The following is a 24,168-nucleotide window of genomic DNA, read 5'->3' as shown; positions in this document are numbered from 1 at the left end:
CCCCGCTAGGAGCTTATTCCTTTCCAAATCCCTGAATTGGACTCTGCCCACAAGGGCTTAGCCCAGCTGCCAAAATCGCGGTCAGTCAATGCGACCATGGCCCAGTCCCCGGCCACCCAGAGGTAGGTGCCAGACATGCCGAAGTGGCCGACGGCGTCGGCAGGCAGGGCGCCCATCCACTGTTCCTTCTTCGCGTGGATTTCAAAACCTAGGCCCCAGGCACAATCCTTGAAGCTGCCGTATCCGGGAACAATACCCCGCAGCCCTGGGAACTGGACTGTGCGCATCTCAGCCACAGTGCTCGGATGCAGCAAACGCGGTTTGAGGACCTCTTGTGCAAAGACCGTGAGATCGTCGACCGTGGAGATCAAGCCATGGCCCGCAGAGCCATTGAGAAAAGTAGCGTTCATTCCCAGTGGCTTGCACACCCCCTCGCTGAGATAGTCCGGAAACGCCATCCCTGTGGCTTCCTCTACCACTTGCGCAGCCCACTCATAACCAGCCGATGAGTAGATGCGCCGCTGCCCTACTGGGCGCTGCAGCTGCCGAGAATCAAAGGCCACCCCCGACGCATGGGAGAGCAAGTGCCGAAGCGTCGACCCCTCAGGACCCGCTGCCTGATCCAGCTCGACTGCCCCCTCTTCGACCGCTAGCAGCACAGCATAAGCCGAGACCAGTTTCGTCACTGAAGCCACGGGAAACTGCCGCGAGGTATCGCCTAAGGATTCCACAACGCAATCGCCTTTAATCAGCGCTGCTGAAACTGTTTCTACCGGCCAGGCCTCGAGGTGCGATAACGAACTCATACTTTGCAACTTTACCCATCGAAAAAGAAAGAGCCTCCCATTCTTTCCAGAATCGGACCAGAATTAGTTAGCCACGCTCGGCTGCTCCGTTTCCTCCCCAGCCGGGGTGTCCGTGGCTCCCGCGTCGTCGCCAGGCGTAGCCCCAGCCGTGTCTTGCGGGGTCGGGGCAGCCGGCGCCGTGCTCTCTTGGCCGCCTAGGGTATCCTCCCGCACGCGGCGCTCGTCGCTATTCTTTTTCGAGTCATCAGAATTTTCGTCTGCCGCGGCTCCATCCGAATTCGCGTCATTCGGCTCACTGGATGGAGCGTAAGCATCGGCAGATTCCTCCGTTACGTTGTCTGCGCCTGGGCTTTCAGTGGCCGAGACCTCTGGTTCCGCGGTCGGGACGGGGGCGCTGGTGGTGGCCGGTGCTTTGCGCTCCGTCCAGTAGGCAGGGTTGAGCCAGCCTGTACCGGCATCTTCGGGGTTCCACGACGCAAAGAGAAGCAATCCGGTAACCAAAAGACCCACCAAGAGGCCGGTGGTCGAAGAACGTACGCGTCCACCCAGGGTCCATAGCCTGCGGAACTTTCCCGAGGGAGCGTCCTGCCGCCAGATGCTGGTGTGTGCGTCAGCGTCTTCTAAATCTGGATCAGCATCTGCGGTAGCGGGGCGGCCGGGCCCGTGGTCCTTAGATTCCACCGCGTCGGTTTCCAGATGCGCGCTATCGCCCGCATTGCTAAAAGACTTCGTGGCGTTGTTGCTAGCGCTTTCCGACGCCGCCATTGCCGCGGCAGCAGACTCCTCCGGGTCTTCTGCGCGCACCGGTTGCTGCGCAGACGGCTTCGCACCCCCAGGCGCATCAGTGTCTGGGGAGGCTGCGCCAGTGATCCTATCCATAGGAAATGGGACAGCCCCAGCGGCATCGGCTGGCAAATTGTAGTGATCCCAAAAAGCTGACAGCAGTGCCGATCGAATAGCGCGTTCAACGGCCCACTGCCGCGAGGGGTTCACCTGCACCAGCACGCGGTACTTGACCTGCCATGGTTGGCCTGCCACGGTGGGTTCCACGATGCCCGTGGCGGAGAGGATTTCCAGCTCGCCGGCGACGTCGTCCGCAATTGTGGGGTCTTGAATAGCTTGTTCCGAAATGGAACGGACCCGGGTGGTTATTTCTTCCAAGGTCTCACCCTCGTGGAGCGGCACAGCCAAATCCACGACGGCACGGGACCAGTCCTGCGAGTAGTTGGTCACTACTCCAGCGGAACCGTTGGGCACCATGACCACTTCGCCGGTAGGGGTACGCACCTTGGTTGTGCGCAGGGTCAATGCAACGACTGTGCCCTCGACTCCGGTAGCACCGTCGAAACTGACGTAATCTCCCACGCCGAATTGTTTCTCGGAGAGGATGAAAAAGCCCGCTAGGAAATCACCGATAATCTTCTGGGCGCCGAAGCCCAAGGCAGCGGAAACCACAGTCGCAGGGATCGCAGCGCCCAGCGCAGGCACACCCAGGTTGGAAAGAGCGGCCAAAACCAACAAAAAATAGGCCACCGCTTGCAGCACGTAGACCAGAGCGCCGCCCAAGGCCAATCTGGCTTTGGTCGATTCTTCGCTTTCATCGAGCCTCGATTCGAGGACGCGAATGGCGAGCCGGCCCAAACGCGGGACCAACATGCCCAGCAGCAACAATGCTAAAAGGGGCAACACGTGGTCGATGCCAACCTGCCACAACCGAATGAAGAAGTAGCTAATCAGGTTCATGTATTCCACAGTAGCTAGCCCACCGCGTAAAAAGCTCGGCCTCGACGCTGGGAATGTCCTGGGAAATCAGCCCTGATTCCGTTCCTCATAGCGCTTAACGAGTCTTTCAACCAGCTCATCTGTCAGTTTCTCGTCGGCGAGAATCATGTCGAGCATATCTCGCTGCACTTTACTGCCATCAAGACTTAACTGCTGGCTTTCCTCGTCATAATTTTCGTAGGAATCGCCGCTGATATCCACACCAATTCCATCCAGGAAGCCATGACTTTCGGCCGCATCCGGAGTGGGATCCTGGTGCATCTCAGCGACGTCTTCAGCAAATGCCTCCATAAAGTCCGAGACATCCGAGGCCGCCTCCGTACGGCGCCTGCCGGCCCGCACCTGTTTCTCAATCCTGCGCTGCAGTGCTTTTTCCATCTGCTGGTGCCGCCACGCGCGCAGCTTTGTGGGCTCTAGACGACGCCCCACTGCCCGGCTTTTATCTTCAGCCTTACGGGCGAGCACCATGACCTGCGCGGCGGTGTCATTAAGCGGTGCCCACTCTTGACGCGCGGGGACCCGCCATCCCGCCCAGATTCCCAGCATGGTAAGGACAAAGGATGCCACTGGGCCAACGAGCATGCCCCACGCCAGGCTATCGAGCGAATTGGCAACCAGCACCACGGCCGAACAAGCCACGGCGGGAATGACGGTGGGCTGATTGTCCCCAAAGACAGCAGGCTCGCGCCCCATACAGATGTCACGAATCATGGAACCGCCGGTGGCGGTGAACACACCCATCATGACGCAGGGAATAAGGGGCAGGCCGTAGGTCAGCGCTTTCACTGTTCCGGTTGCCGCCCACAGTGCGGAGACTACGGCATCCCCGTGAGATTGGATATAGTCCCAGGTTCTGCCTTTGAAGTAGATGAATCGTGCAATCAGCGCGCCTGCGAACGCAAGGTAAAGGTACTCCGGCTGCGACATCGCAGCGACCGTCCCCCGATTGATGAGGACGTCGCGAATCATGCCGCCGCCCAAAGAGGAGAACATCGCAATGAAGAAAAAGCCCACAATGTCATAGCCGCGCTGGCGCGCAAGCGTGCCACCGATGATCCCCATCAATAACACGCCGCTGACGTCGGACCAGTAGTACAGCGCCTCAATCAGCGGATCCACTTCAACATTCATGATTCCAGTCTATGAGCAGAGGCGGCCTACGGCGGAGAAGCCCCTAGTCTTTTCCACCGGCTCATCGCGCTCGCGGGCGATGAGCCCACCGAGCAACGCCATAAAGACAAATAGACCGCCGGCAATACTGCCAGCGGCCTAGGGTAAAGAACTTGCAGTTACATATCGAAGAAGACCCGCAGATCCTCTGCAATGGCATCCAGGCGGGCCGGATCCGGGGACTCCAAGTAGCACTTGAGCTTCGGCTCGGTGCCAGACGGGCGCACGATGACGCGGTCATCATCAACGGTGTAGAGCTTCATGCCTTGGGCAAACTTCTCTGCCTTTGCAATCTCCGAGCCCGCCAGTTGAGTCGGTGGGGTCGAGGTGATCTTTTCCATGCCGCGGGTAATCAGCGAAAGGTCTTCCACACGGAAGGTCAGCGGAGCGGTGGCCAGGCGGCCCACGGTGGAGTAAATCTCCGCGAGACGGTCCTGCAGGGTGATGCCTGCATCCTTGCACTCCGAGGCCAGGCTGGCCAGAACCACCGAGGTGGCCACGCCGTCTTTGTCGCGCACGGCCTGCGGGTCGGGGCAAAAGCCGATGGCTTCCTCATAGCCAAAGCTCAAGTCATGGGTGCGGGCGATCCACTTAAAACCAGTGAGCGTTTCCTCATGCGGCAGGCCGTAGTGCGCGGCAATGCGGCCCAGCAGGCGCGAGGACACGAGCGAGTTTGCAAACGTTCCGCCCACGCCCCGGCGCGCCAGGTAGTCACCCAGCAGGGCGCCGGTCTCGTCACCGGTGAGCTGACGCCAGACGACGCCGCCTTCCGCACCGTGCGTCGGGATAGCGGCCGCACAACGGTCAGCATCCGGATCGTATGCGATGAGGATGTCTGCGCCGATCTTTTCCGCGTGTGCCTTGCCCAGGTCCAGAGCGCCGGGCTCTTCCGGGTTGGGAAAGGAAACGGTTGGGAAATCCGGGTCCGGCTCGGCCTGTTCCGGTACGAGGGAAACCTCGAAGCCGACCTTCTCGAGCAGCGTGGTGCCTAGCTTTGCACCCACGCCGTGCATGGCGGTCAAAGCGATCTTGGCGCTGGTGGACTGCCCCACCAGCTTCGCGGCGCGCTCGAGGTACTGCGCGCGGGTATCGACTTCCTCGATGTTGTCGGCGGAACGCGGCACCTCGTCGGCAGGCGGCGCCGCAGCAATCGCCGCTGAGATTTCTGCGTCCGCCGGGGAGACAAGCTGCACGCCGTTGGCATCGCCGGTGGCCACGCGGCCGCCCAGGTAAACCTTGTAGCCGTTATCGGCCGGCGGATTGTGGGAGGCTGTGACCATGATGCCGGCGTCGGCGCCGAGCTCGCGCACGCTATAAGCGGTCAGCGGCGTCGGGTTCTGCTTCGGCAGCACCAATGCACGGCCGCCGGCAGCGGAGATGACCTCCGCAGCATCCTGGTAGAAATCGGCCGAGCCGTAGCGGGCATCGCAGCCGATGACCACGACTGGGTTTTCAACCTGCTGCTTTAGCCACGAAACCAAGCCATAGGTGGTACGGATGACCACTGCACGGTTCATGCGGGACTCGCCTGCCCCAACGGCGGCGCGCAGGCCGGCGGTGCCGAAGGCCAGCGGGCCTGCGAAGGCGGCGGACAGCGCGGCTTCGTTGCCAGCCTCGATCCACCCCAGGACCTCGTCACGGGTTAACGGGTCTGGGTCGTGTTCGGCCCATGTGCGAGCGTATTCGACAAGTGACATTGTTTCCTCGATTCAGCTTCTAAGCCACTAGTTTTCTAGGTCCGCCAGCACCGTAGCGGAGGAAGACAGGCCGAGGCGGGTGGCCCCGGCGTCGATCATCGCCTGCGCGTCCGCGCCAGTACGGATGCCGCCGGAGGCCTTCACGCCGAGACGGCCGCCCACGGTATCTGCCATGAGCTTTACCGCATGCACGCTGGCGCCGCCGGCTGGGTGGAAACCGGTGGAGGTCTTGACGAAGTCAGCACCGGCAGCCTCAGCGGCGCGGCAGGCGGCAACAATCGCGTCGTCGGAAAGCGCGGCGGACTCGATGATGACCTTCAGGACCTTGCCCTGGCAGGCACTGCGCACGGTGCGGATCTCTTCCTCAAGTGCGTCGAAGCGGCCCTCAATGGCCAGCGCGATGTTGATGACCATGTCGATTTCTTCGGCGCCGTTGTTCACGGCAAGGCCTGCCTCGGCGGCCTTGATCTCCGGCTTGACGGCGCCGGAGGGAAAGCCCACGACGGTTGCCACGTGTAGGCCCTCGGGAACCTCGACCGGCAGCTGGGACGGGGAAATGCACACCGAGTAGGTGCCCAGGCGATGTGCTTCCTCGATGAGTGCGGCGACGTCCTGCGCGGTGGCTTCCGGCTTGAGCAGGGTGTGGTCGATCATAGATGCGACGTTGGATGACATTTCTTCTCCTTTAAGCGAGTGTTTCGGAAGCGTCGACGGAATCCGCGCGAGACGCCGATCGCGCCTCGCGCGCTTCCTTGCGGGCCATAACGCGGTCGGCCACGACGTAGAGGACGGCGCCACATGCGCCAACGGCGGTCAGTACGCCGAGGGCGAGGTTGAAGCCATCGCTTACATCAATGAGTTTTGCGGTGTACGCGATACCGAGCGGGATGGCGATGTTGATGGTCAGGTTGTAGAAGCCGATGGCAATGCCGGACTTCGCGGCCGGGATGTTTTGCAGCGCAGTGTTGACCAGCGGTGCATACATCAGCGCGAAGCCAGAGGCGAAGGTCACGATGGTCACGGCCAGCACAGCGACGTGCACCTGCACGAAGAGAGCAGCTACGGCCAGGGAGCCGACGATCATGACCAGCGCGGTGTAGATGGTCTGGCGGGAGTTCAGGACTTTGCCGATCTTGCCGGAGAAGACACCGACCAAGATGGCACAGACGTAGCCCGGAATCATCAGCAGGCTGGCGCGGTCAATGCTCATGCCGTGCAGCTCGTTGGCCGCAAATGGCAGCAGGAAGATGTAGCCCAGCTGCGTGGAGTAGATGAAGAACACCAGGGTGATGGCCCACACGTAGCGGCCGTCGGTGAAAAACTCCGGGCGCACCACGGGCGCCTTAGCGGAGCGGATGTGCAGAGTAAATCCAATCACTGCCACGACGGCCAGGATGAACCACATCCAGTTGAACGCCTGCATGAACATGGTCAGCGCGGTGGCAAAGAGTCCCACCAGGAAGAGGCCGAGCGCGTCCAGGTTTGCCTCGACGGCTTCGTCCTCGGGCACCATCTTGTGGATGGCGGGGATGCACAGCACGAGGATGAGCGGCACGAGGAACATCGCGGTCCACGAGATGTAGGTGGAGATAAAGCCGGAGGTCAGCGCGCCAATCAGCAGGCCGGCTTGGAAGGCGGCGGTGGAAAAGCCGAGGTAGGTCTTTTGGTCTGCTTCAGATAGGTGCTTGGTCACGTAGATGACGTACAGGGTTTCCGCAGCGGCCAGGCCGGTGGTCTGGATTAGGCGGGCGGCCAGCACGATGGGCCAGGAGCCCGAGCCCACGAAACCAATAACCGAGCCGACCGCCACGAACAGCACACCGGTGATCATGAGCTTGCGGATGGACACGGAGTCCGCCAGCGCCGCGTAGACCACGGCGCCGATGCCGATGATGACGCCGGCAAGGGATGCCTGCAGCGAAGCAGTGTTGTCATCAATGCCCAAGCCTTGTGCAATCGGCATGGTCATGGTCTTAAAACCATTATCCACCACGAGGGAGAAAACGAAGCAGAATAGCAACACCGGCACGGCTGCCTTGGGGTTGAGGGCTGCATCGACGCCGCGCTTTACGACGCCCGACGGCTTAGCGTTTGTAGCTTTTGACATGGCTTTTTAAGCCATCCTTCCTAGTCCAGGCCTGCCAGCGGCAGTGCGAGCTTCATCATGGTGTGGAATGCAGTCTGGCGTTCCTCGGCCGAAAGGTGGGTATCGGCAGCGATGTTGTCAGAGACGGTGAACAGACCGAGGGCGTTCACGCCGGCCTCAGCAGCGATGGCATAAAGCGCAGCGGATTCCATCTCGACGCCGAGCACGCCCATGTGTGCCCAGCGGTCATTGACGGTCTGGTCGAAGTTGTAGAAGACATCGGAGCTCAAGATATTGCCGACGTGGATGTGGGCAACCTGCTTTTCTGCTTCATCGACGAGTGCCTTGAGCAGCTTCCACGAAGCCGTCGGAGAGTACTGGCCCGGCAGGTTGTACTGGCTCAGGAAGTTGGAGTCGGTGGAAGCGGCGGAGGCGACGATGACATCGTGCAGGTTGATGTTTTCCTGCAGTGCACCGATGGAGCCGACGCGGATCAGGTTCTTCACGCCGTAGTTATGGATGAGCTCCCAGGAGTAGATACCGATGGAAGGCATGCCCATGCCAGTGCCCATGACGGAAACGCGGTGGCCCTGGTAGGTGCCAGTGAATCCGAGAATATTGCGGACCTCGTTGAACTGGACGACATCTTCCAAGAAGGTATCGGCGATGAACTTTGCACGCAGTGGGTCACCTGGCAGCAGGATGGTCTCTGCGATTTCTGCACCCTTGGGGTTGATGTGCGGGGTGGCGATTTCGGTGGAAAATTCGGTTGCGTGTACGGCTTCAGACACGGTGAACTCCTATCGGAATGATAATGACTTTCAAGCATTAGCCTACCGCAGCTAGCACAAATGTCAATGGCACTATTTACATTTGTTCACGATTATGTTACGGCTCACACTCCTGTCAGAACACGCTGCGCCGTGTTGTGATCGATGACCAAATGCGTGGCCAATCCTTTCTCGAGTACCACCCGAATGGCGTCGGTCTTTTCCGACCCGCCGGCAACGAGGACGCGTGTCGGCCGCGCCGCCAGGGCGTCGAAAGTAATGCCCACCGTTCGCGCGTCCACCTCGGGCACGGCCACGCAGCCTTCAGCATCAAAGAAACGGGAGCAGACATCGCCTACCGCGCGCTCCAGGATAAGCTGCGTTTCCTCCTCGCTGAGATAGCCCAGGTTCAGCGCCAAAGACTCGCGCGCGGCCGCGCCCACCGTGAACACCGCGACGTCGACGTGGGAGCCCATCTCCACAATGTGGGCAATGTGGCGATCTTTTTCCACCCATTGTTTCGTCTCGGCCGAATCGAAAATGACAGGCAGCGGCAGCATAAAGGTCTCCGCATTAAACGCGCGAGCAAAGCCCTGGAGGGTGGCGAAGTCTTTGGTGGAGCGTTGCGTGTGCGAGTGCCCGCCCTTTAGCTGCACCACCTTTACCCCTTCGAGTGGCAGCTGGCGCAGGTGCTCCGCCACGGCGGACATGGTCTGGCCCCAGGACACGCCGACGCTGGAGCCGTCGTGGACGAGCTCTTCTAGCAGTGCGGCGCCGGCCGCACCCAGGTCCTGCATGAGGTTGCCGCCGCGTGGGGTGGTGACCACGCGGGCGTCGGCAAGCGCGAAGCGCTCCTTTAGCTCACGCACCAGCTCATCGGAGTGCTCGCGCGGATCGTTGATACTGATGACCACGAAGCCCTGGTCGTGCGCATGCTGCAAAAGCTTGGAGACCGTGGGGCGCGAAATACCCAGACACTTCGCTACCTCCGCTTGGGATAGGTGCGAGTTGTAGTACAGCTTCGCCACATCGAGGGCCTGACTATCGCGCGCATCAATCATGATTCCATTCAAGCACGCCCGCCCAGAAACGTAATGCTAACGGCGTACACCTCTTTAAGGACCTGGGCACCCCGGGCATGCACACCTACATGGACCGTGTCTCGCAGTCACACGCCGTGCTCGATAGCGACCGCGCTGCCCGTCAGCTAGAAGGCTGGGATATCAACGCCGATAACCCGGTCATAATCAACGGTTACTCACAGGGTGGCGGCGCGGCTGCTGCTGCCGCCGGCTCTTGACGGCACGCTGTACTTCCTCTTCGAGTCCTTCGCTCTGCTGGGCCTAAGCAACTCCTACGACGAGGACCTCTACTCCCGCCTCAATGAGGAGGGCAAGATCCTGGCCGACCAGCACATCGGCTACGATACCCCATCCATCCCGGTGGTCATCACCCACGGCCGCGGCGACGATGTCACTTTCATCCCGAACGACGCCGGCTCGCATGTAGCAGGCACCATCCCGCACATCAAGGAATCCCTGAAAGCAATTGAGTCCGCTTTGCAATAAGCCGGCAGCTTCAAGCCAGCTCGACCACAGAAACGCTTCCTAACATCACCCGTGGTCCGAAAGACCGCAACGATAGAAAGGATTTATCCTATGCGTTCCATGAACGCCCTGCGCCGCGCAACCATTGCCGCCGCACTTCCCGCAGTTGTATTCGCCGGTGCCGCCAACGCCACCGCCGCTGAGACCACAGCCGGAACCCCGGCTGCTGATGCCGCCACCACCGGCGCCGCAACCACCAACACCGGTGCTACCACCAACGGCGAAACCAACTCCGGCATCAACGCGGACACCCCGCTGAACCAGCTGTCCTCTGCCGACCCTGCTGCCCTCCTGCAACTCGGCAGCTCCCTGCTCGGCGGCAACCGCCCGGACTTCTCTGAGCTCCTCGGCGGTAACACCGACACCCAGGCACAGGCCGCCACTACCGACGGGCAGGCCGAAGCTGGCGACAACGCCGGTGAAAGCACCGACTCCAACAAGGAGAACCTGCCGACCGGCATCAACGCCTTGAAGCACGAGGCCGCACAGCTGGAGCAGGAAGCCGGCCACAAGCTGTTCGAGCTGAACGTCATCGATTCCACTCGCGTCCACGTTGGCTTCGCCGAAACCTACGACCTGCAAAAGGACGCCAAGGCTCTCACTGCACTGCAACAGACCGCCGAGACCAACGGCATCACCCTGACCGCCGACCGCTAAAGCGGCAGAAACGTCAGGCAAAGTACGAAAGTACTTCCTCTTCTTCAGATACCCACCCCGCGGCGCAGTAAAATCACTGCCGCCGCGGGGTGGTTTCAAATTCATCCACAATGCGGTTCACTACGAAGCAACGGTCCTCCCCCAAGAACGCAAGTAGCTGAGACACCGAATGCACTACGGAGAGTGACATTTTCGCCGCTAATCGCCCAAGGATAGCTTCGGCAATGCAGCATACAGCACGTCGCACTGCGGACATGTTGGCAACGAGTCTGCGTCTTGTGTGGGAACAAAATAGACTCCGCACAAGGAACGCACACCAGTCCCATCTATGATCTTGCTTGCTAAATGTTCACGGTGGGTGAAGTGTGCGACGGCTCCGAGCTCAACCTCCGCGAGGGTGCGCTTCACATCATGCGTTTCTAGCTCGGAAATGCGCTTGTCGAGACTCCCCGATTCTTCCATTTGGTGAAACTCGTCCCCAGCACGATCCCAGCCCTGTGCGGGCGGGTAGACCGAAGCTAATACACGAACGATGAGCTGCCAGTAGAGCTCCTCGCTGAAGTTGACTCCACGCTGCGGAAAGAACTCAACGATGACTTCATCTGTGGCGATGCGGTCCTCGCCCCGCACCAATTCCACGTACAACTCGATGGTAGCGAACCTACCCAATCGCGCTAGCGGATGGTTCACGTCAAAGCGCGTTGTCCCACCGCCGCGAATCTCCTGCAACGCAGCCAGCACCTCACGCTGGATATTGAGTTCCCACTCCGTACGAATATGCGCCGCCGTCTCCAACTTCAGCAAGCGTTTATCGTCTTCCGTCGGCAATAGCCGAGTAATAGTACCGTTGTGTTCCTCACGCGCCACAAATTTATAGAAATCGTCATTGTCCTCATGACCACCTTTTGTAAGTCCTGCAGCAACCAGCCAGCGCACTCCTGTTTTAGGATCGGTCCACACCCCGCCTCGCCACTGGGACTGCTTAATCTCTAGCAGACGAATGGAGACAGCACTCCCAATAGCTCCCACGTAGTTATCGGCGGCTGCGGTGTCGGTGAAGGATTCAGCGGTCTTCCTTACGATAGGATGTGCAAGCTCGCTTAACGGCAACAAATCTTCGTAACGCTCATCACCCACCGCACGCATGACGAACGATTCTTGCCATCCGTCCCTCAAGTCCTCTTTAAGCACTCGAAGCGTGGGACGCCCGCGTCTACTATGCATAGCCCTTTTCGTGCCGCAGAACCAAAACTAGAGCAAGTCCGCAATCGTCGCGTCTACTGCACGCGTGGTTTGCTGCTGGCGTGCCAGACGCTGTGCCAATTCAATACGATCCGAATCGCGCTGCTGCTCGAATAGAACGAGATCGACTACACGGATGCGTCGATGCGTCCCCACCTTATAGTAGGGGATTTTTCCCTGATCAAGGAGGCGATTGAGAAATGTACGGCTCATGCCGAACTGCTTAGCTGCTTCATTCGGCGACAACGCAGCATCTTCTTCTGCACTCAGCAGATTGCCACCGTTACGAAGCACCTCTGCGATGTTCTGCATAAGAGTACGTACAACCGGTGATTCGCTCGCTTTCGCAAGCGCATCAAACTCCTCCAGCTGCTGAGGAGTCAGCTTTTCGTCCTGGAGAATACGCATGGTCAACCTCTGCTTCAACGCAACATAGTGTGTAGCAATCTCACTACACTATCTGTCGTAAGTGACACTACCGGTAAGATGGGAAAGTGTAAAGCAGAGTGACGCGACACCCCACCACAACGATTTCGTTATCCGCAACCGCTTTGAGACGGCCTCCATCGCCGTCGATATCGCCATCTCCGTGGTCTTTATTGCAGGTTCCTTCCTCTTCTTGTTCAGCCTCACCAACGTAGGAACCGTCTTCTTCCTCCTGGACAGCCTCGCCATGGCCGCCCGCGCCGCCATCCGCTTACGCCGCCGCATGTACCTGCAAAAGATCGGCGCCGACCGCGAGGACACGGACAAGGAAGGCTCCTACTACTTAGCCTTACTTACCCGCGGGCACAGTAATGACCTGCACCCCAAGGTCGCGAATCTGCGCGAGAATGTCCGCTGGCGCGTCCGTGGTCGTGACCAGCTGATGCAGATCCTCGATATCGCCAAATCGAAACGTCGAGACGTGATTAAGCTTGCGCGGCGCCACGACCAAGATGCGTCGCGTGGCCGTGCGCATCGCGGCGCGTTTATTCTCCGCATCGTCATACGTCGTCGTCGCCAGCCCGTGTTCCAGCGACGTCGAACACGACCCCAGCACCACCACGTCTGCGCGAAATTCCCGCAAGGCGCTCGCCACCGCGACGCTGGACAACGCCAGCGTGTCCGGTTCGACCTCCCCACCCGGCACAAAGATATTCGCTCCTGGCTTCGCTCCGAGTGCCGCCGCGGAATGCAGGCTCAGACACATCGCCGTAATGGGCCGGCCAGCCAGCCGCTGCGCAACGGCTTGCGCCGTCGTGCCGTTGTCAAAAATGACCGCGTCGTCATCGCCAATTAACTCCGATGCCGTCCGCGCAATCGCCGCCTTCGCCTCCGGGTCTTCTGCCTGCCGCACCCTGAAAGGCTTAGGCGTCCCGCGCCGCTCGACCCGGCGCGCCCCACCATGTGTGCTCACGAGCAACCCAAGCTCTTCCAACTCAGCAAGGTCCCTGCGGATCGTTACCGCCGCCACTCCAGTGAGCTCCGCCAAGTTCCGGATGCGCGTTTCCCCGGCCGATCGATCGCACGCATGATCACTTTATGTCGACTTTCGCGTTCCATGCGCCCATTCTTGAGCGTTTCATTGGACTTGGAGTCCATCGCCAGGGATATGTCTAGCGAATTGCTGGAAAAGGGAGTGGGCGGGTTGAACCAATCGTTGCCTAGGGCTCTTGCCAAAGACCCGCTACCACGAAACTGTGGTCACCCTATGGTTTTCTATCGTCGCTGGTATCGGGTGAACCATGGCGGATTTGTTCCAGCTTGGCCTTGAGCTCGTCAGAGCCAGCGTCGATAAGCCGTTGAAACATCTGGGAGTTCTTTTCCTTTTTCTGGCGTCTCGGGCTTCTTTGCGCTGCTCCTTTTCCCAAAAGCGTTGTGCCACGACGAGCCCATTGGGAAAACAACGAGAATGCATCGATGTGGCGTTTGACCAGATGATTGAATTTTCCGTTGGCTTAGCACGATTGAAAATGTCGCGGCCGACATCGACGGCCCACGAAAAGTCCGAATACTCAGCGAAATGATAATCCGTCAATCGTCCGAGTAGAGCACACGTCCAATCCGCGAGCTGCACGGTGTTGTAGAGATGGCTCTCAGTTTGGAGGGGTACTTCGATAATGCTTTTGTTTGTCGAATTGTTACGCGTGTAAATCGTGGCGCCCAAAGTCGCAACGGCGCGTTCGCGGTTATCCGTATCTGTTGCGTCCATGATGACAAGCATCTTCTCGTTACGATCGTGAGCAATCGTTCCTAGTCGGTTGATTGCTTGGATCAAGCAGTGGCTTTCCCGGTCCTGCGACGTCTCGTGGGTTTCGCTTACGGGACCGACCAGCTTCTGCTGTCCGTAAAAGAAGAGTTGTCCCTCGAGCTGCCCGAGTTTGCCATAGATGCGGCGCAGAGCCGGCACTATCTCGTCCTCATAGTTTCGAAAATTATTGGACGTGAGAAGCGCGGAACCCTTCTTTTCCCACCGATCTGCAGGAACTTCTGATTGTGACAGCTCCCAGGCGAGGAGATTTTCCTTAATATATTTGAAATAGCCGCCCATCTTGCGGACGTTCTCAGCAGGCAAAATGTATCCTGCGTAGCCAAAACAAGGATGAGTGTTGAACTTCGGATGATCGTGGCGGATGTAGGGGCCTTGGTGCCCAAATTCGTCGAGATAAGCAATAAGCATGAGCGTCCTCGTGATATGCTCAGTGGCCAAATCGCTTAAAGCGATTTGGCCACCGGAATTAGCGCGAAACGTGTGTTGCAACGCCGCCACTCGTCTGTAAGCTTACTGGGGTTTGGTCCCGGAAGCAAGTTGACCGTTCAGTATAACCTGAACAGGACGCTTGGGTTTTGGTGGTCTCGTTTCAAGAGGGTGGGGTGGCGCTACCGGCCGCTCCGGCTGTTGCATATCGCGGTAACTCATGTCCGGGGCAGGGCGCTAAATCGAACGGGGCCACGGCACTTAAGTCTTGAGGTTCTTACGTGCTGTCTGTGCTATTGCACTCTCTTTTCGGTCGGCGAGAGCGGAAGCGTCGTGTCTGGGGCGCCGCCGGCGGGGATCAATGACCGTCGCTAGATACATCCAGCCCTGGCTGTGAAGTGCCCCGGGTTTTGTTCCTAGGCTTTTGCCTTGATTTCCATTATTTCTTGACTTGGGTGGTGTTCCCAAAATTCGGCTTCGACTTCAACCGGCGTGCGGTAGCCCAGGCTCTGGTGGAGCCGTGATTCATTCCACCAATTCACCCACTCGAACGTCGCGATTTCCACGTCGACCACGTCGGCCCACGAGCGCCTATGAATCAGCTCATTCTTGTAGGAGACGTTAACATTCTCAGCCAGAGCATTGTCGTAGGAATCACCAACAGTGACGGTCGACGCCGTAATTCCGTGCTCAGCCAGGCGTTCGTTGTACACGATGCTGACGTACTGCTTGGATTCAATCGGTGGTTGCAACACTGTTGTTTCCTCAGCACACGGGATCGCCTGGTTGAGCACCTGCAGCAGCAAGGCATCGGTGCGCATCGAATCCGACAACGCCACCTGAGGATCCTCCGGGATTACACATTAGTGTCAAAAGCGGTGTACACGAACCCTTTTCCTGGAGCACACATAAGCAATACCCCGCCACCCACAGCCGATGAGGGCCTGGGCCTTAAATTCACGATGTACCAAGTCTGAGCGAAGATCCTGCCCCTTGCGCTTACGCATTGTGATTGGTGCCCCACCTTTTGCCCGTGCCGGACAGACCAGCACTGCGCATCAGCCGGGCTGTTCGCTCGCGGCCACTGTCAATGCCCTGGCGGCGCAGTACGCGCCTCATCTTCCGGCCCCCGTAGACGCCGCAATTCTCAGCATGAACGTCACGAATGTGCTCCACGAAAACAGCGTCGCGAAGACTGCGGGCGCTTAAGCCCCGGGCTTTAGACTGGCGGCACCCACGCGAAGTAAAAAGCCGCCTTCACGATGCGTGTTTAACATCTGGCAGACGAACTCGACGCAGAAACGATTCCGAAGCTCATCGATGAATCGGATCATTTCTTAACGTTTCTCAGTCGAGTTCCGACGCGAAAAAGCCGAAGCGGCCTTCGACAACTCGTTGGTGTCGCGCAGCTGGTGATTTTCTCGAAGCAGCTTGGCGACCTCTGCCACAAGGTCCTCAGGCAACCGTTCACTAACGCGTCCCTCACGTCGAGCGGGCTGCGTCCATGGCCTCGCCGTGTGCCACGAAACGCCCACTTTTGGGTGCCACTATCTTGCATGCTTCCTGCGTCGAAATTCTCTCCGCCAGGATGCGGTCTTCCACGAGACAGACCACACGGTCCTTCGCCTCCCGATCAAACTTCTTCGGCATGTCCGAAGGTTTTCCCATCTACCCAAACGGAACAAAACCTAGGGCTCTTCAGACTAGCGTTCTTGCGTACAATCGGCGGACATACAAAACCCCATTAGAAAAGGAGTCATCATGGACGCCGTGTACACCACCGAAGCACTCTCTACCGGCGCAGGCCGCGACGGCCGCGCTGTAGTTAAGGATTCCGATCTGGTTTTCACCATGACCGCCCCAAAGGAAATGGGTGGCAGCGGTGAGGGCGCCAACCCAGAGCAGCTTTTCGCTGCCGGTTACGCCGCCTGCTACCACTCCGCGCTCAAGGCAGTGGCCAAGGACAAGGGCGTAGACGTGGAGAATTCCACCGTCGGTGCCCGCGTTAACTTGGGCAAGAACGACGAGGGCTTCTACCTCGGCGTCGACCTCGAGGTCACCATCCCAGGTGTTGAGGATGACAAGGCACAAGAGCTTGCCGACGCCGCACACCAGATGTGCCCTTACTCCAAGGCCACCCGCGGCAACATCGAAGTCAACGTTGGTGTTGCGCAGGACTAAGAAGGTGGTCTACTGACGCGCGAGGACTTTCAATGCCTCGCGCTTTTCACGCACAAGTGGACCCCTCTCATGGCAGGGTATTGTTCGAACTATTGAGCCATATTCCCCTGCATATGTCCGTCCCACCTGTCAGAATCGAGTCATGTCTGTTGAAGCACGCGCTTTGTCACTCCGGCGCTTGATGCATGGTTCCGCCGCGATTCGGCTCCTCGCTGCGGATAATGCGCCGGTGATTCTGGCGCTGATTGCGGAGTACTTTCCACGCGGCACCCGGGCGCGTCCGGCGGCGGAAGTCTATGAGCTCATGGTCACCGATTTCGAAGTGATTGCCAGCGAGTTTCCCATGCCGCGCACCCCACAAAACTATTGCAATGACTGGGTCAAGGCCGGTTGGTTAGTGCGTAAATCCGGGAGAAGTTCGCGTGGTGAAACACTCGAGCCCAGCGAGGAAGCCCTATCCGCGTTGGAAGCCATTGAGCGCTGGGAACAACCGGTGACCACGGTGACGGCCTCGCGTGTGGAATCCATTAGCTCGGCTTTGCAGAGGTTGGCGCGGGATACCAATGAGGACATCGCCAGCCGCGTGGCCAGTTTGGAGGCAGAACGCGCGCGCATTGACCGCGAGATTGAAAAAGCACAGCTGGGTCAGTTTGAAAGGCTCACCGCCGCCGAGACTGAGGAACGAGTCCAGGATGTGCTCAATATGGCTATGGCGGTGCCGAGCGATTTCGCCAGAGTTCGCCACGATCTTGAAGCGCTCAACCACCAGCTGCGCCGGCAGCTTTTGGATCCGGAGGGCTACCGCGGTGATGTGTTGGAGGAGATCTTCAACGGCGTGGACCACATCGCAGAATCAGATGCGGGCCGCAGCTTCCAAGGCTTTTATTCCCTCCTTATGGATAGGGAACGCAGCGCCTGGTTGGACCAGTGGATTGAACAGGTGCTCGATAGTGAAGCGGGCCAAGATGTGGCACCGGAGAGAAAACGGCAGCTGCGTCGTCTCTTTCGCGATATGGAAGAAACCAGCTTTGAGGTCAACCAGACCATGACGGGCTTGGCACGGAGTCTGCGCCACTACGTGTCCTCGGAGCAGTTCGCGGAGGACCGGCGCATGATTGAGCTGCTGCGAGAAGCCCGCGGCATGGCTATTGATGCCGCGCAAGGCTCAGAACTCAAGGCCTTCCACCGGATGGACACGCCGCTACAGCGCATCGGCATGTCTATCCACTCGGTCTCCCGCATTCGTCTGGCTAACCCTGGACGGGAGGTCGTGGAAGAAGCACCCGTGGCCTACCAACCGGGCGAGGACGACGCACACGCCCTTTATGAGCTGGTACGCGAGTCCGAGATCGACTTTGAGGAGTTGCACGAGGCGATTCGGCAGACAGTGAGCGACTCTGGCCCGTGCACCATCGCGCAGGTATTGCAGGCTCATCCCCCAACACAAGGTCTAGCCAGCGTGGTGGGATTGGTCCATATTGCTGATCAACATCCGCTGCCTGCTGGACGGGAGTCGCAAGAAAAAATCACATGGACTGAAGAAGACGGTGCGGTACGTGCCGCGCAGATTCCCACTATGTATTTCGATCACACAACCGTTGAGGAGCTTCAGTGACCACCGCCAACAGCCCCCGCGTGGATTCTACGCACGAGCCCCCGCTGTGGGAGCACGACAAAGGAACGTTGACTTACCACTCGCGCCGCGCCTTAGTGCAGCTGCTCCAAGGACCACTTATCCGCGCACAGAAAGAACCAGTGCTGTGGTCAGCAATTATCTCTGACGAAGAAAATCTGCGTGCCAGGCTGCACGAGGTATTTTTGGAGCTCGTCATCGATGAGACCGAGGGCTTTGCCTTTACCCGCCTGGTGGAAGAAGACAGCCTGAGCATCCCGCAGGTGCTGCGCACGGACAAGCTCAAGCACATCGATACCGCTATCTTGTTGAACCTGCGCCAGGAGCTGGGGCTGGCTCTGCCCGGCGAGCGCGTCATCGTGGACGTAGAAGATCTCCGGGAGAGCATCGGCTATGTCCGCGCGGTGGATAACCGCGACGAGGCCGGATTCACCAAGCGCTTCAACGCGGCTATTAAGCGCATCCAGAATGACTATTCCCTGCTCAGCACCACGGAGACAGAAGGCCGGTTGGAGGTCTCGCCGGTGCTGCGCCAGCTTTTCGATGCCTCCACGGTCACCGCCATCCGGGATGAATACGCCCGCCTGGCGCGAGCCGAGGATACCGAGGAGGACACCTCAGATGAATAAGCACACGGACCTTTACCCAGGCCAGTATCGCATCAGCCGCATCCAGCTGATTAACTGGGGCACCTTCCATGGCTATTTTTCCATCCCGGTAGCGCGGAAAGGTTTCCTCATTACGGGTGGCTCAGGATCAGGTAAATCCACACTGCTGGATGCCATGTCAGCCGTCCTTGTCCCCCAGAATCACGTGAAGTTCAACGCCGCCTCGCAGCAAGACCTCGGTCGGCACAACGGCCGTAACTTGGTCTCCTACGTGCGCGGAGCGTGGCGGCAGCAGGAGAATACACAAACTGGTGAGATTACCCCGGAATACCTGCGTGAAGGTGCGACCAACTCAGTGGTGGCGTTGACTTACGACAATGGCCAGGGCAAGCAGCACACCCTCATCGCCATTTTTCGCCTCAACGGCGGTGAGAACTCCGTAGGCCAGATCAAGAAGTTGTATGGGTTGGTGCCGGGCGATGAGGACATCGATAAGCTCAGCCCCTTGCTCACCCGCAGCTTGGATAGCCGCAAGATCAGGGCGCTGTATAAAGGCCCCGGAGCATCCTTTACGCCGACCTATGCCACGTTTGCGGACCGCTTCCGCAAACGCTTGGGGATTAAGAATGTGGAGGGCCAGCTTCTTCTTCACCGCACTCAATCCGCGAAGTCCCTGTCCAGCCTGGACCAGCTCTTTAGGGATTACATGCTGGATGTGCCGGATACCTTCACCAGAGCGGATGAGGCCGTGGCACAGTTTGAGGATTTGCGCCAGGCCTACCTGCGGGTTGAGGACGTCAAGGCGCAGATTGATACGCTCGGGCCGCTGCCCCAACTTCACTCTCGGCGGTCTAGTGCTGAAGCGGATAAGGAGAAAGCAGAGGCGATGAGTGAGGCGCTGCCGGCAGTACGCGCCCGCCTAGTGGCAGAGGAACTAGATTTCCGCATCCGTGCGCTCACAGCACAGCTATCGGAGGCCCAGTCGCAGTCGGAGACCCTCAACGCTGAGGTCGCACACCTGGATGATGCCGAGCGCCTGGCCGCGGTGGCTGTTACCCAGCTCAGCGCTGGCGAGCTCGATGCCTTAAGCGCCAAGATAGAAACTGCGGACAAAGAAATTGAGCACCGCACGAAGGAATTCCAACGGTTGGCTGCGGCCGCTGGAGCGTGGACTGATGATTACGAGTTCAGTCCACACGGCTTCGCCGAGCTGCAGGCCACCGCGAAGCTGCGCATCGAAGATTTTAAGGTTGACTTCGCCAACCTCATCAACGAGCAACAAGAAGCTGGCGTGGCCGCCCGGGACGCTGCCACCGCCTGTGCCGCGCTCGATAGCGAGCTGCGCTCATTTAGCTCGCGGCGCACCAACATCGACAAGGCTCTAGTTGAACTGCGCGCGCAGCTGGCTCGCGATACCGGCTATGCCGAATCCGAGCTTCCCTTCGCCGGCGAGCTCATCGATATCAGCCCGCAGCAGGCCGAATGGGAGCCGGTGATTCAAAAGCTCCTCCACGGCTTTGCCGCCACCCTGCTCGTTCCTGAGGCTGCCCGCGACACCATCAACCAGTGGGTCAATTCGCGCAACGTGGGCACCCGTTTGGAGTACCGCACCATTCCGGAGTTTGCATCACCGCAGGCCTCCGCGCGCAGCCCGCGGCAGCTTATCCACAAACTGGAATTCCAAGACCACGCCATGGCGCACTGGGTTCGCCAACATATTTCGCGCCGCTTCAACTACGAGTGTGTGGACTCGGTTGCGGAACTGGACCATGTCACCACCACCCCGGCGGTAACGCGCGATGGCCTGGAAAGCCGCCCCAAGGATAAAGACGGCTCAACCCGCTTCATCAAGGATGACCGCAAGCGTTTTAGCGGCACTACCTGGTACCGGGTGGGTTCCACCAACACCGCCAAGATTGAGCTCTTACGCGCCCAGCTCACGCAGGCCAAGGCCACTGCTCGTGCCACGGCCAAGCAGGTCCAGAACCTCAACCGGAAGATGGACGTTCTGCGCTCCCAGCGCGATAAAGCCCAGCAGGTGCTGGAAACCTCCTTCCAGGATATCGACACCGCCTCCGCCGAGGCTCGCCGGCAGGATCTGCAGGAGCAGTATGACTCGCTGGCCTCCTCCCCGGAGGCCCAAGCCCTCGCCGCAGCCCACGAGCAAGCCAAGGCCAAGCTCAAGGCCGCACGCGCCAGGCTGAACGCCGCCCAGAAGAACCTGGGCAACGTCGAAGGCGAGCTTGAGCGCTCAACCGAGCGCCGCCGTAGCATCGGTATTGTGCCCGACATCAAGGACCAGGACATCGCGAAAGCAGTCGAAGATGCCCTGCACAAGGGCAAGCGCAAGCTCACCATTGATGACATCGATGCCCGGCGCGATGAGGTGCAGGCTAGTCTTCAGAACACCGCCCGCACCGCCACGCGGCGCATCGAGGACGCCAACGCCAAAATTGTCTCTGTCCTCCACACATATCTGGCCCAGTGGCCGGCGGAGGCCGCGGACCTCGAGCCGCAGGCGAGCTTCGCTGGCGAGGGCATCGAGAAGCTCAAGTTCCTACGCGCCGACCGCCTGGCGGATTTCCGCGCCCGCTTCCTCGAGCTTCTCAACGGCTCCACCGTGCGAAACCTCTCCCACCTCACCACAGACCTGCGCCGTGCTCGCAGTGATATTGAGAGGCGCATGGAATTCATCAACAAGTCCCTGGAGCGCTCTCCCTTCAACGGTGAGCGCACCCTGCGCATCGACGTCAAGGATGCTCGCGGCCAGGTGGTCCAGGATTTCCAGCGGGATCTTGATGCCGCCACCTCCCACAGCTTGGGCGAATTCAGCTCCGATGATACAGAGGCTGCCCTTGCGCGCTACCACGCGTTGGACAAGATCTTGAGCCGCTTGGGCTCGAGCCAGCCAGAGGATCTCCGCTGGCGCAACGTGGTGCTAGATACCCGCCGGCACGTGAGCTTTATCGGCCGTGAGTTGTACCCCGACGGAACGACAGCCAATACCTATCAGGATTCCGCCTCACTGTCTGGCGGCCAAGCACAAAAGCTCGTCTTCTTCTGCCTGGCTGCGGCCCTGCGCTTCCGGCTGGCGGAGCCGGACCAAGACGTGCCCACCTATGGTTCCATCATTCTGGATGAGGCCTTTGACCGCGCCGATCCCACCTTTACCCGCACTGCCATGTCCGTCTTTACGTCTTTTGGTTTCCACATGATTCTGGCCACGCCTTTCAAGCTCATCCAGACGCTGTCTCCTTACGTGGATGGCACGATTGTGGTCAAGTACGATGAGCCCACCATCAATGGCCGCCCGCGGGCGCGCACGGGCTATTCGCTTATCGACGCCTCCACCTACCAGGACCCCGACTATGCGCAGCCCTAAAGACCTGCAAGCACACGCGTCGAAATACCTGCGCAATCACTTTGCCGAAGCACTGGCTGACCCGGATTCTGTGCGCGTCGACTGGCCCCTGCACCCGCCCACTGCCACTGCTGCCGCCCGCGATATCGACGCCACGCAGGGCTTCATCCGTGCCTGGCAGCGCTGGCCCCACCAGGAGGACGTCATCTACGAGTCCCGCAATTGGTCGCGCGCCGGCCTGGGCACGAACAACATACCGGCTCGCATCACAATCAACGGTGCCGAACGCATCGCCACCGCCGCGGGCCTTAACCTCGAGTACGCCCGCGCCCGTGAACGAGCGCACAGCATCGCTGCCGTCTTTCCCGATTCCCCCGACTTCGCCCACACCGTCCGCCGCAGCTATACCCAATGGAAGGATTTAAGCGCCTATGACCTGGAATGCCTAGGACCGTGCCTGACCTGGCTGCGCGCCAACCCTGACTCCGGGGAGTGGGAGCGCGCCGTGCCGGTCGAAGGTGTGGACGGCAAGTGGATTGGTACCCACCGCCGCCTACTCCTCACGCTCCTCGCGCCGTTCGACATCACAGACTTAGACCTGCGCCGTAGCGACACCCGAGTCCGCCTGCGCTACCTCAACCACGCTCCAGCGCTCAGCGATATCGAAATCCCCCTAGCCCACGCCGCCACGCTTTTCCCGCATACCCCTCCCCGCGTCCTCATAGTGGAGAACAAACAAACTTTCCTGGCTTTGCCCACGCTTTCGGACACCTCCCCTCCCACCGTCGCCCTCCTCGGTGCCGGCACCGCCGCCCACCAACTCCACGCACTGGACTGGCTTAACCGCGTCGACATCACCTACTGGGGTGACCTCGACGCCGCCGGCTTTGCCATCCTCAACGCCGTGCGCGCCCATTTCCCCCACACGACGTCACTGCTCATGGACACCGCCACCGTCACCGAATTCCAGCACCTGGCCGTCCCCGACCCCGGCGACGGCTCCGCCACCCTTACCCACCTCACCACCGAAGAGCAGCGCGCCTACCGCCTTCTCTTCACTGCGGGCCGGCTGCGCATTGAGCAGGAGCGGATTCCATTTGCTCATGTGAATGCGGTGATTCATGCAACGCTCGCAGCAGCGTGACGCTGCCACCCCCGCGAACGCTGGACAAAATGGCCTCTTCCTGCAGTAGCTATTCTTCCATTTCTCTTTTCTGCCTTGTCTGCGCTAACGCCTTTGGGCACGCTTTGCTTTACGGATATCGACGGCCCAACGCGGAACAAAAGGCCACGAAAGCGGAACCCCGACCGCGCTTGTAAATCCAATGACTCCGATAACGAAAGCTGCCACGAGCGGAACCTTCAGCACCGTGTAGACAAACTCGCGAGGGTTGGCACTTGCGACCAGCCCCATGGCACCGCCAGCGCCCATATTGAGCGAGCAGTAAGGATAAATGAAAAGGACGCCATCACTTTCTGCGCCTACCAAGTCGACATCGTCGTACCGCTCTTCCGACTTGGGTTGCCTCCGCACGCACCTAATGTAGTAGGCCCAGTAGAGCACCATGACAAGCACTAACCCGGCGCATACAAGCAGCGCAGTAACATCGCCGTCCATAGAATAGGCGTCCCGTAGCTGCTGGTTGCGGTATGTAAACAGATGCTACCAGCGCCCGCAGGGGTGCGGCGTGGGACGAAAACAAAAATATTGATGCGGGCAAGCGCCCGAACCACGGACGCGGACTTGACCTTTTGAAGCAGATCCCGCCACAGAAAATAATAGAAATCAAGGCAAATGCCTAGGAACAAAACTCGGGGCACTTCAATCAACCAAATGGCTGTGGCATACCCCGACCGCTTCAATAAATACCTCTAAAAACCAAACCCC

The 24,168-nt window shown here is 59.6% G+C and carries 24 protein-coding genes and 1 pseudogene; 9 read left to right on the top strand and 16 right to left on the bottom strand.

Features of this window, described 5'->3' with window-relative positions:
- Positions 1-5: 5 nt before the first annotated feature.
- From HMPREF0308_RS02930 to HMPREF0308_RS02895, 8 genes are all read right to left on the bottom strand, one after another.
- Complete coding sequence (locus HMPREF0308_RS02930) at positions 6-806, bottom strand: serine hydrolase domain-containing protein (RefSeq protein ID WP_005528519.1); 801 nt, start codon at positions 804-806, stop codon at positions 6-8.
- A 63-nt stretch (positions 807-869) separates the two neighbouring features.
- Positions 870-2,549: a mechanosensitive ion channel family protein gene (locus HMPREF0308_RS02925; protein WP_005528518.1), complete on the bottom strand. Its 1,680-nt coding sequence runs from the start codon at positions 2,547-2,549 to the stop codon at positions 870-872.
- Between the two features lie 66 nt (positions 2,550-2,615).
- Positions 2,616-3,719, bottom strand: coding sequence for a trimeric intracellular cation channel family protein (locus HMPREF0308_RS02920; protein ID WP_005528516.1), 1,104 nt, complete (start codon positions 3,717-3,719; stop codon positions 2,616-2,618).
- A gap of 158 nt (positions 3,720-3,877) precedes the next feature.
- On the bottom strand, positions 3,878-5,455 hold the full coding sequence (locus HMPREF0308_RS02915; RefSeq protein ID WP_005528514.1) for a phospho-sugar mutase: 1,578 nt from the start codon (positions 5,453-5,455) through the stop codon (positions 3,878-3,880).
- A gap of 27 nt (positions 5,456-5,482) precedes the next feature.
- The gene (gene deoC, locus HMPREF0308_RS02910; RefSeq protein ID WP_034656786.1) at positions 5,483-6,130 is read right to left on the bottom strand and encodes a deoxyribose-phosphate aldolase; all 648 of its coding nucleotides are present in this window, start codon (positions 6,128-6,130) and stop codon (positions 5,483-5,485) included.
- Between the two features lie 10 nt (positions 6,131-6,140).
- Positions 6,141-7,562 (bottom strand): MFS transporter, encoded by a 1,422-nt coding sequence (locus tag HMPREF0308_RS02905; RefSeq protein ID WP_005528510.1) that lies wholly within the window; start codon positions 7,560-7,562, stop codon positions 6,141-6,143.
- Positions 7,563-7,582: 20 nt separating this feature from the next.
- Positions 7,583-8,332, bottom strand: a complete 750-nt coding sequence (gene deoD, locus HMPREF0308_RS02900) for a purine-nucleoside phosphorylase (protein ID WP_005528509.1) — start codon at positions 8,330-8,332, stop codon at positions 7,583-7,585.
- A gap of 104 nt (positions 8,333-8,436) precedes the next feature.
- Positions 8,437-9,372, bottom strand: a complete 936-nt coding sequence (locus HMPREF0308_RS02895; protein WP_005528508.1) for a sugar-binding transcriptional regulator — start codon at positions 9,370-9,372, stop codon at positions 8,437-8,439.
- Positions 9,373-9,449: 77 nt separating this feature from the next.
- Here HMPREF0308_RS02895 and HMPREF0308_RS13995 point away from each other — a divergent pair, with 77 nt between their 5' ends.
- The 3 genes from HMPREF0308_RS13995 to HMPREF0308_RS02885 all read left to right on the top strand — a co-directional run bounded on the left by HMPREF0308_RS13995 (position 9,450) and on the right by HMPREF0308_RS02885 (position 10,575).
- Positions 9,450-9,611, top strand: coding sequence for a lipase family protein (locus HMPREF0308_RS13995; RefSeq protein ID WP_200973419.1), 162 nt, complete (start codon positions 9,450-9,452; stop codon positions 9,609-9,611).
- The gene (locus tag HMPREF0308_RS13175) at positions 9,577-9,879 is read left to right on the top strand and encodes a hypothetical protein (RefSeq protein ID WP_005528506.1); all 303 of its coding nucleotides are present in this window, start codon (positions 9,577-9,579) and stop codon (positions 9,877-9,879) included. Before HMPREF0308_RS13995 ends, HMPREF0308_RS13175 begins: the two co-directional genes overlap by 35 nt.
- Positions 9,880-9,969: 90 nt before the next feature.
- Positions 9,970-10,575, top strand: a complete 606-nt coding sequence (locus tag HMPREF0308_RS02885) for a hypothetical protein (protein WP_034656783.1) — start codon at positions 9,970-9,972, stop codon at positions 10,573-10,575.
- 198 nt (positions 10,576-10,773) lie between these two features.
- On the opposite strand, the gene HMPREF0308_RS02880 is transcribed toward HMPREF0308_RS02885, so the two are convergent.
- Positions 10,774-11,721 (bottom strand): DUF3039 domain-containing protein, encoded by a 948-nt coding sequence (locus HMPREF0308_RS02880; protein WP_034656781.1) that lies wholly within the window; start codon positions 11,719-11,721, stop codon positions 10,774-10,776.
- Between the two features lie 105 nt (positions 11,722-11,826).
- Positions 11,827-12,225 (bottom strand): helix-turn-helix domain-containing protein, encoded by a 399-nt coding sequence (locus tag HMPREF0308_RS02875; protein WP_034656779.1) that lies wholly within the window; start codon positions 12,223-12,225, stop codon positions 11,827-11,829.
- Between the two features lie 61 nt (positions 12,226-12,286).
- Between HMPREF0308_RS02875 and HMPREF0308_RS14320 the strand changes: the two are divergent.
- Positions 12,287-12,514 (top strand): annotated as a pseudogene (locus HMPREF0308_RS14320) (YrhK family protein); the annotation flags it as partial.
- A 78-nt stretch (positions 12,515-12,592) separates the two neighbouring features.
- Here the strand turns inward: HMPREF0308_RS14320 and HMPREF0308_RS02865 are convergent.
- From HMPREF0308_RS02865 to HMPREF0308_RS13990, 5 genes are all read right to left on the bottom strand, one after another.
- Positions 12,593-13,273: a DeoR/GlpR family DNA-binding transcription regulator gene (locus tag HMPREF0308_RS02865; protein WP_236251977.1), complete on the bottom strand. Its 681-nt coding sequence runs from the start codon at positions 13,271-13,273 to the stop codon at positions 12,593-12,595.
- A 213-nt stretch (positions 13,274-13,486) separates the two neighbouring features.
- Positions 13,487-14,479 (bottom strand): DUF3800 domain-containing protein, encoded by a 993-nt coding sequence (locus HMPREF0308_RS02860; RefSeq protein WP_236251964.1) that lies wholly within the window; start codon positions 14,477-14,479, stop codon positions 13,487-13,489.
- Between the two features lie 434 nt (positions 14,480-14,913).
- Positions 14,914-15,336, bottom strand: a complete 423-nt coding sequence (locus tag HMPREF0308_RS14140; protein WP_141276799.1) for an integrase core domain-containing protein — start codon at positions 15,334-15,336, stop codon at positions 14,914-14,916.
- A gap of 160 nt (positions 15,337-15,496) precedes the next feature.
- Positions 15,497-15,673: an IS3 family transposase gene (locus HMPREF0308_RS14425; RefSeq protein ID WP_005528496.1), complete on the bottom strand. Its 177-nt coding sequence runs from the start codon at positions 15,671-15,673 to the stop codon at positions 15,497-15,499.
- 306 nt (positions 15,674-15,979) lie between these two features.
- Positions 15,980-16,147, bottom strand: a complete 168-nt coding sequence (locus HMPREF0308_RS13990; protein ID WP_005528494.1) for a hypothetical protein — start codon at positions 16,145-16,147, stop codon at positions 15,980-15,982.
- Between the two features lie 111 nt (positions 16,148-16,258).
- On the opposite strand from HMPREF0308_RS13990, the gene HMPREF0308_RS02845 reads away from it, so the two are divergent.
- The 5 genes from HMPREF0308_RS02845 to HMPREF0308_RS02825 all read left to right on the top strand — a co-directional run bounded on the left by HMPREF0308_RS02845 (position 16,259) and on the right by HMPREF0308_RS02825 (position 23,424).
- On the top strand, positions 16,259-16,678 hold the full coding sequence (locus tag HMPREF0308_RS02845; protein ID WP_005528493.1) for an organic hydroperoxide resistance protein: 420 nt from the start codon (positions 16,259-16,261) through the stop codon (positions 16,676-16,678).
- Between the two features lie 142 nt (positions 16,679-16,820).
- Positions 16,821-18,293: a DUF3375 domain-containing protein gene (locus HMPREF0308_RS02840; protein WP_005528491.1), complete on the top strand. Its 1,473-nt coding sequence runs from the start codon at positions 16,821-16,823 to the stop codon at positions 18,291-18,293.
- Positions 18,290-18,940: a DUF4194 domain-containing protein gene (locus HMPREF0308_RS02835; RefSeq protein ID WP_005528488.1), complete on the top strand. Its 651-nt coding sequence runs from the start codon at positions 18,290-18,292 to the stop codon at positions 18,938-18,940. Before HMPREF0308_RS02840 ends, HMPREF0308_RS02835 begins: the two co-directional genes overlap by 4 nt.
- Positions 18,933-22,301 carry an ATP-binding protein gene (locus HMPREF0308_RS02830; RefSeq protein WP_005528487.1) on the top strand — a complete coding sequence of 1,123 codons (3,369 nt, stop codon included), beginning with the start codon at positions 18,933-18,935 and terminating at the stop codon, positions 22,299-22,301. Before HMPREF0308_RS02835 ends, HMPREF0308_RS02830 begins: the two co-directional genes overlap by 8 nt.
- Complete coding sequence (locus HMPREF0308_RS02825; protein ID WP_005528485.1) at positions 22,288-23,424, top strand: DUF3322 domain-containing protein; 1,137 nt, start codon at positions 22,288-22,290, stop codon at positions 23,422-23,424. The genes HMPREF0308_RS02830 and HMPREF0308_RS02825 overlap by 14 nt, the downstream gene beginning before the upstream one ends.
- An 84-nt stretch (positions 23,425-23,508) precedes the next feature.
- Here the strand turns inward: HMPREF0308_RS02825 and HMPREF0308_RS02820 are convergent, their stop codons facing one another.
- Positions 23,509-23,898: a hypothetical protein gene (locus HMPREF0308_RS02820; protein ID WP_005528484.1), complete on the bottom strand. Its 390-nt coding sequence runs from the start codon at positions 23,896-23,898 to the stop codon at positions 23,509-23,511.
- Between the last annotated feature and the right edge of the window lie 270 nt (positions 23,899-24,168).

It is taken from the genome of Corynebacterium striatum ATCC 6940 (genome assembly GCF_000159135.1).
Taxonomy (GTDB): Bacteria; Actinomycetota; Actinomycetes; order Mycobacteriales; family Mycobacteriaceae; genus Corynebacterium; species Corynebacterium striatum.
The sequence above is the reverse complement of the archived record's forward strand: the minus strand, read 5'-3'. Positions and strand labels throughout refer to the sequence as shown.